Origin of the sequence: uncultured Shewanella sp. (assembly GCF_947495455.1) — a bacterium.
Classification (GTDB): Bacteria; Pseudomonadota; Gammaproteobacteria; order Enterobacterales; family Shewanellaceae; genus Shewanella.
The window spans coordinates 1-2,844 of the sequence record NZ_CANLZC010000202.1 but is presented as its reverse complement, the minus strand read 5'-3'; the positions used below and the strand labels follow the sequence as shown (position 1 = coordinate 2,844).

At 40.2% G+C, this 2,844-nt stretch carries 3 protein-coding genes and 1 pseudogene; 1 reads left to right on the top strand and 3 read right to left on the bottom strand.

Annotation, left to right across the window (positions count from 1 at the left end):
• Positions 1-126 (top strand): annotated as a pseudogene (locus Q0791_RS24660) (IS3 family transposase); the annotation flags it as partial.
• A gap of 130 nt (positions 127-256) precedes the next feature.
• Here Q0791_RS24660 and focA read toward each other — a convergent pair.
• The 3 genes from focA to Q0791_RS24645 all read right to left on the bottom strand — a co-directional run bounded on the left by focA (position 257) and on the right by Q0791_RS24645 (position 2,711).
• On the bottom strand, positions 257-1,111 hold the full coding sequence (gene focA, locus Q0791_RS24655; RefSeq protein ID WP_299011914.1) for a formate transporter FocA: 855 nt from the start codon (positions 1,109-1,111) through the stop codon (positions 257-259).
• A gap of 373 nt (positions 1,112-1,484) precedes the next feature.
• The gene (locus Q0791_RS24650) at positions 1,485-2,171 is read right to left on the bottom strand and encodes a hypothetical protein (RefSeq protein WP_299011913.1); all 687 of its coding nucleotides are present in this window, start codon (positions 2,169-2,171) and stop codon (positions 1,485-1,487) included.
• Positions 2,172-2,366: 195 nt separating this feature from the next.
• Positions 2,367-2,711, bottom strand: coding sequence for a hypothetical protein (locus Q0791_RS24645; protein ID WP_299011912.1), 345 nt, complete (start codon positions 2,709-2,711; stop codon positions 2,367-2,369).
• Positions 2,712-2,844 lie beyond the last annotated feature (133 nt).

Genomic DNA, 2,844 nt, shown 5'->3' with positions numbered 1-2,844 from the left:
ATTACTGAATATATCATCCGGTATTACAACTCAGTTAGGCCTCATCAATATAATGGAGGTTTAACACCTAACAGATCCGAACAATTATTTAAGAGCGAACATAAATCCGTGGCCAGAATTAGTTGACCACTTCAAACCAAGGTCTTAATAGGCCTTGGCTAGGTTTCTTTCGCTTTCTAAAAGCCAAAACGGGCTTGGCTTAACAGGAGCGTCCATATACATCTAGGTTGTATTTCTCCTTAAACTCAATAAGCGCCTAACTTATCGCTTGCCTGCGATAACAAAACCAATAAATTGCACTCACCATCAAACCACCTAGAATATTGCCGAAAGTGACAGGCAATAAATTAGCGGTAATAAAATTTTCTAAGTTTAAAGATGAGAAATCACTGGCACTGTAGGGCGTTAATGCCCAGAACCCGTCCGAAGCAAAGTGCTGGATCATTATACCCATAGGGATCATAAACAAATTAGCAATGCTGTGTTCAAAACCACAGGCAACAAACATGGAAATAGGTAACAAAAGCACCGCAATTTTATCAGACACAGAGCGACAGGAAAACGTCATCCATACCGCCAGACACACCATTAAGTTACATAAAAGCCCCAGTGTCATGGCTTGAAAAAAACCATAACTCAATTTATGCTGCGCGATTTTCATCGCATTAATGCCCCAACTTCCTTCTGCGGTCCAATGCAGTTTTGCCAGCCAAATCAACACAACCAATGTCAAGGCGCCTAACATATTTCCCAGATACACAAGGGTCCAATTACACCAGAGTTGTCGCCAGCTGATCCTGTTACTGGCCTTGGCGACAGCACATAACACCGAAGAGGTAAATAACTCTCCCCCACAAATGATGACTAAGACTAAGCCTAAAGAAAAAACCAATCCCCCTGCCAGTTTAGTTAATCCAAAAGGCAGTGCCTCGGCGCCAATCATCACAGTCGTATAAAACACAAAAGCAAGGGCAATGAACATGCCTCCAGTCACAGCAAGTAAAAAAGTGGTTAATCCCACTCGATTTACCTTAGTCACACCGACCTCCTCCAGCTTTTGTGCCATAACAGGGGGTAACAAGGCTTCAGTCGCAATAAATTGAGGTTTCAAAATCAGATCCGCTCGCTAACAACAAAAAGAAAGGCCGCGGATCCTAACAAATCCATCCCCTCTTAAGCTTGATCCAGATCACGTTCCCTTTGTGTTTGAATCTTTAGCTTATTTTCTGCCATCTGAATTGGCAAGGCTTAAATAGCCAAAGCCTATTAAAATCTTGACTAGGTGTCTTTGGCTTTCTGTCTTTGGCTTTCTGAAAGCGAAAACAAGCTTGACTCAACGAGATCCTCCATATATGTCTTTGTTATTCTTTTTTTTATAGAAGATCCCCGTCGTCAATTGACAGCTTAACGAACAAATGACGTCTGGGTTCTTCAAAGAGTCTGCCTCAGGAATAATGCTAAGTTCTCAATCCTGCGGTGTTAGCTTAATCAATATCCATCGTTTGTTTTGATACTTCTACATTGATGATTGCAACCAATGACTGAGGATTAATACCAAGTCGAAAAGGAACTGGAATATTCAATAGTATCACCGATGGATTCGACTGCGCTTGGTCACGAGCATATTCAAGTTGATGAGTTAATTTTTTAAAGGCACTTTTTTCATCTAAAAAATGAAATAAAGCCTCTAATCCTAAATCGATTGACCCACCTTTACCTATATCCAGCGTCCGTTTCAAGAGCCTTAAGTGAATACGTGGAATAAAACTTAAGTTGGTTATATAACGGTCGATGTCTTTAACAATAAACACAACATCTTTCGTTTTCCCCCCATCATGTTTAGTCACATTCACCCAAGCTGGACCCAGTGAATGCCAAGGTAAAGTCACCCCTAGCGTAGAAAGCCATAAGCCATCTTGTGAAAACTCGACTAATCCTCTCGAATGACTTCTAAGTAATGCACTGACACAGATAATAATCGCAAATCCAAAAAAGAGCCCCCCCCCTAATCCGATTAATTGCGTTTTAAGCTCTTCACTCAATAATGCGACACCACACCCTGCTAAAAGAAATGCCCCTCCTCCCCATAATAATGCATGCATTTTTAGAGTGGGTTTAATGCTAATAGGTTTAGTTAGTCCTTGTTGCTGATACTGATTGATAAAATCCATAAATATTCCATTATTATTTTGTCCTGTATATTGATGCAAAAGTGTATTACTTCACATCTATAATCCGCTGTATCTTATATGATTTTATTGATTATTTCGAACAAAAACATGGCCTTTTGTTTTAAACCAGTTAGCAGGCTGTTTTTTGCTCCATCCCATAAAACCGAAAACCTACAGCCAGCCATAAAAATGCTATTAATGATGGCTATTAATGAATTCCGCTTTATGAGACGCTTGCCACTGAGTGGCGTGCGTAAAACCTGACATCTGTTGTATTTTCTGATGGGTAAAGGCCATGAGTTTTTCATCGGGTAAATCCAAGTCAACATCAAATTTACAAGGCTGATCTACATGCCAAGGAGTGTCAGTAAAAATTTCAAACCGATTCTGTTCAGGATCGCGAAAATAAATGGACCAAGTACTGCCATGGGACACCGTTTGAACCTGTTTATCCAAAACCGATATCAATGAATGAAAAAATGAACGCAGCTCTGATATTGAAAACACTCTAAAAGAGATATGATCGACGGGGCTTTTCATCTCACGCTGACCCGCAACGGGGTTTAATACGATTTGATGATGCTCATTGGGGCTGCGACCTTAAAGATCCCCTCATATTTTTATTCTAAATAATCCCGAAGACATTGCGATAAATAAGATGGTTCTTCATATA